At 66.2% G+C, this 4,309-nt stretch carries 2 protein-coding genes, 1 pseudogene and 1 CRISPR repeat array; of the genes and pseudogenes, 1 reads left to right on the top strand and 2 read right to left on the bottom strand.

From position 1 onward, the window contains the following. Nucleotides 1-135: 135 nt before the first annotated feature. On the bottom strand, nt 136-426 hold the full coding sequence (locus FREUN1FDRAFT_RS38085; RefSeq protein WP_006542944.1) for an IS3 family transposase: 291 nt from the start codon (nt 424-426) through the stop codon (nt 136-138). Between the two features lie 64 nt (nt 427-490). Beyond that, nucleotides 491-1,916: a CRISPR direct-repeat array (repeat unit 30 nt; unit sequence GTTGCAATCCCTCGTAGGGGCGATGAGGAC). 551 nt (nt 1,917-2,467) lie between these two features. Here FREUN1FDRAFT_RS38085 and FREUN1FDRAFT_RS38080 point away from each other — a divergent pair. Beyond that, a complete protein-coding gene (locus FREUN1FDRAFT_RS38080) occupies nt 2,468-3,637 on the top strand; it encodes a hypothetical protein (protein ID WP_035957483.1) in 1,170 nt (389 codons plus the stop codon). A gap of 107 nt (nt 3,638-3,744) precedes the next feature. Here FREUN1FDRAFT_RS38080 and FREUN1FDRAFT_RS38075 read toward each other — a convergent pair. Further along, nucleotides 3,745-4,309: pseudogene (locus FREUN1FDRAFT_RS38075) on the bottom strand (hypothetical protein); the annotation flags it as partial.

Genomic DNA, 4,309 nt, shown 5'->3' with positions numbered 1-4,309 from the left:
GGTCACGCCATTCGTAGAAGCCGGAACGGGAGACGTCGAGCCAGGCGCACATCTGGATGATGGACGGCGTCGGTGTGCCAGCATTCGCGGTGGTGCGGGCGGCGTACTCCGCATCGATGAACTCGAACGTGTCGCTCACCGATGATCCTTGGCGAAGTACGCCGCGGCTTTTTTCAGGAACTCGTTTTCCATGCGCAGCTCGCGGTTCTGCCGCTCGAGTTCGCGGAGCCGGGCACTTTCGTCGGCGGTCGCCGGCGGGGCCTCACCGGCATGGGCACGCCGGTAGGTGGCGACCCAGCTCCCTAGGGTTCCTTCCAGGATGCCCAATTCCTGTGCGACATCGGAGATCGGACGGGATGTCTCGATCACCATCCGCACGGCTTCTTCCTTGAACTCAAGCGTGAACTTTCTTCGCTTCTGCGTCAACTATCATTCCTTCCGGCCTGTCCCCTATTCTAGTAGGGGCCACTGTCCGGAAGAAAAAGGGCACCTCACAATCCCTCGTAGGGGCGATGAGGACTTCCAGGCATTCCAGACCGCACGCATACAGGTAATGTTGCAATCCCTCGTAGGGGCGATGAGGACGTCTAGCCGGCCGGAAGGTATCGCAGTATACGGGACGTTGCAATCCCTCGTAGGGGCGATGAGGACGACCGCCCCCGAGGTGCTCGGTCACGCGGTCCGCGTCATGTTGCAATCCCTCGTAGGGGCGATGAGGACCACGCCGCGCTCGCCGAGATCGGCAGCCGGATCCGGTTGCAATCCCTCGTAGGGGCGATGAGGACCTTGACCCTGGCTTAATCTCAGTGCCATAAACGGGTTGCAATCCCTCGTAGGGGCGATGAGGACGGGTGGCCTGGTGGGCCGCCCAGGCGAGGTCTTCCTGTTGCAATCCCTCGTAGGGGCGATGAGGACGCGCCACCCCGCTACCGGCCGGGCGCCGGTAGTCCAGTTGCAATCCCTCGTAGGGGCGATGAGGACCTGGCATGCGGCGACTCAGGAGGTACTGCACGCCCTGTTGCAATCCCTCGTAGGGGCGATGAGGACGGGAGAACGGATGCAGGTGAACCGCATCCGCACCCGGTTGCAATCCCTCGTAGGGGCGATGAGGACGAGATCCGCGGCGATCAGGTTGTCCCCGGGTTCACGCTGTTGCAATCCCTCGTAGGGGCGATGAGGACATCACGGTTACCTTCGCGGCTGCCGGCGGCTCATTCGGTTGCAATCCCTCGTAGGGGCGATGAGGACCCTGGCGGGCCGGGTTCACCGCGGCGATGAACCGGTGTTGCAATCCCTCGTAGGGGCGATGAGGACCCCCCGTGCGAAGGTTAACAACGCCAACGGAAATAGAGAGTTGCAATCCCTCGTAGGGGCGATGAGGACCGGGGCCATCAGCCCTCACCTCGGGCGGCGCGGTGCGGTTGCAATCCCTCGTAGGGGCGATGAGGACCGTCGCCGTCGACGTCACTGGCGACGACCCCAGGCAGGTTGCAATCCCTCGTAGGGGCGATGAGGACCGGGCGGCCACCATCATCAGATCGGCCAGCTCGTCAAGTTGCAATCCCTCGTAGGGGCGATGAGGACCCTCCACGCAGGCGTCAGCCGAGACGTGATACCCGTTGCAATCCCTCGTAGGGGCGATGAGGACCCACCCTTTGCGGGCTTCCTGGCGTCATCGCACTGAAGTTGCAATCCCTCGTAGGGGCGATGAGGACCTTGATCAGCCCGAGGGTGCAAGCAGCGTTGCAAGTTGTTGCAATCCCTCGTAGGGGCGATGAGGACCTGCCGAGGCAACCGCCCGCCCGCCCACAGTGCGCGTTGCAATCCCTCGTAGGGGCGATGAGGACCGCGGGACGTCACCGTGTCCGGGGCGAGGAGCGCGTGCTGTTGCAATCCCTCGTAGGGGCGATGAGGACCCCGAGTATAAACGCGCAGGTGAGACGGCGTGTCGCAGCTGCGCTGGAGGCTCGTTTTGCAGCGAACCTCCGGTCTGACATCAACATCTCCGAGATCGCCGTACTGGTGGGCCGACGCTGGCGAAGCGGCCGGTCGCGAGGTCGCCGTTCCCATGAACCGGAGCCCCCGTCACCCCTGCTCTGCGGCCATCCGCGGCCGGCGGGCCCCCTGGCCACGAATGGTGCCACGGGGGCCGACAGCGTCTGGATTCGATCCCGCGCCGCAACCTGCAGCGTGTTGCGGCCGGGGCCGGATCCTGCGGGGCGCGGGGAGGGGCTCGCTTGGCTACTCCGTCGACGGACCCAGGCGAGCGCGCGGGCACTTGGACTGCATCGACCTATAGTGTAGCGTAGGTGCTGTACTCGTTGTGACGAGAAATTTTTTCTGCGTCATGTAGCTGGCTTTGCCGGCCTTTCGAGGCCGCCCGATGATCGGGTGGCCGTCATCCATGTGGATGACCCATGTCGCGAACCACCCATGTTGGTGTTCGCTGTGGTCGGAAGGGCCTCTCGTGAGCCTCTACCTCGAAGACATGTTGGTCTCGGACGACGACATCGCCGCGCGGGCAGCGCACCGCTTCCTCAGCCCTGCGCTCCATCGTCGAGTCCGTTCGGTCGTCCGGGCTTATGACCCCGCGTCGTGCCACTGCCACGACTCCCGGATCTGCGCCTTCTGTGAAGCTCTCGCCGATGACATTCTGTTGACGAACTATCAGCGGATCCGCAAAGCCGCCTGTGGTGATTTGCCGCAGACGCGGGCCGGTGAGGTGATCCGCGAGTGGCAGAGCATGATCCGGTCTCTGCGCGATCCGGCGGGAGCCGGCGCCATCAACGCCGACCACGCAGGCGGACTCCTCGCCGCCTATGCTCCGTCGACGGTGCCCGCAGGCGGGGCTCGGAGCGGAAAGACGACGAGCGAGGAAGAGCATGTCTGGCTCCGGCCGGCCTGGGCACAGCTTGTCAACTACCCGACCCGGATGCTGGGTATCGAGCTCCGCCGCAGAGCCGCCGTCCGGCGTGGCTTGCCTGCCCGGCCGATGCGCAGCCTGGACGCATCACCGGTGGCCGGCCGGCTGCGGATGGACCCGGTGGCCGACTCGGCCCTGCGGGAGTTCGTGGTCGGGCTTTGGGCGCAGGTCGCCGACCCCTACGATCTGCCGGAAACGTCGGCCACGCATGGGGTTTCAGCTGCTCAGGCCGGCGAGGCCCTGGACCGGGGTCGTGCGCTACTCCGCCGGCACGATCTGCCGCTGGACACTGTCCTGCTTGCCAACCCCCTGGCCGAGCGTGCCGGCCCTGAATCGTTGTCGGCGCTGGATGGCGATCGGCTCGTTGCCAGGCCGGACGAGCACTGCACCACGGTTGAGCAGGCCCGCGCCGAGATCACCGCCAGGATCAGCGGCGAGCTGACTGGCATTGCCGAGTCCCGGCACTGGAACTCGAAGGCACCGATGTTCTCCCACGGTCCGCTCGTGTCGGTCCTGCGCTCCCTCGTCGATCTGGCCGAGGGTTCCCGCGCCGATCCCGCGAAGGTATGTCGTGGCATGGGAGGGATAGGTGAGGACGCCGCTCGTCGGGAGGTGAGCCGGCTCGCCGTCCTGTTGTCCGAGGCCGGCATCGCTTGGCTCGATGGACTGCTCACCGGGCTCGAGAGATCGGAGATGTGCGGCGCTCGGGGCTGACTGCTCGCCGGCGTGGCATCGGCGGGCGTCTCTCCCGCCGATGCCACGCCGGCCCGACCAGACCGGTTCCGGCCAGGCAGTCGTCGGCGTGTTCCATCGGCCGCACCTCACCGTTTCCGTTGACCGTGTGGGGAAGCCGATGGGCCGCCAGGCTGCCTCTTCTCGTGGCTGACGGTCAACGGCTCGCCGCCCGGTTCGTCCAGCGTCTGCGCAGTCCACGTCGGTGACTCGTTGGTCACGAACCAGGTGTAGGAGCGGCCACGAGGATCGGGGGGTATCGGGAGTCCGCCGTTCCAGAGTCTGGGCTTCGTTCGTGGGTAGTGCACGGGGATATCCGGATCTCCCTGCGCGGCGGCGAGGATGGCTCTGATGTGCGCGGCCTGGCCGAAAGAGCCTCCAGAGCCTCTGCGGACGGTGGCCTGCTGGTAGCGGACGACGGCATTCCGCCCGAGGACGAACATTCGGGCGGGATGGCCGGTCTCCCCCGGCTCGTCCGGCGCCGGCGCTGGGCCGAAGTCGAGGTCGAGGTCGAGGTAGTAGTCACGCCAGGCGGATCCGTCTGCCAGCGTGGTGTGGGCCCAGTCGACGACGGTCGAGACGCTGCCGAAGCCGAGCGGCTTGCCGAATCCCAAGCGGTGGAAGCGCTGGGCCTGGCCGCTAGCCCTGGTGAAC

This window comes from Parafrankia sp. EUN1f, from assembly GCF_000177675.1.
Lineage (GTDB): Bacteria > Actinomycetota > Actinomycetes > Frankiales > Frankiaceae > Parafrankia.
The sequence above is the reverse complement of the archived record's forward strand: the minus strand, read 5'-3'. Positions and strand labels throughout refer to the sequence as shown.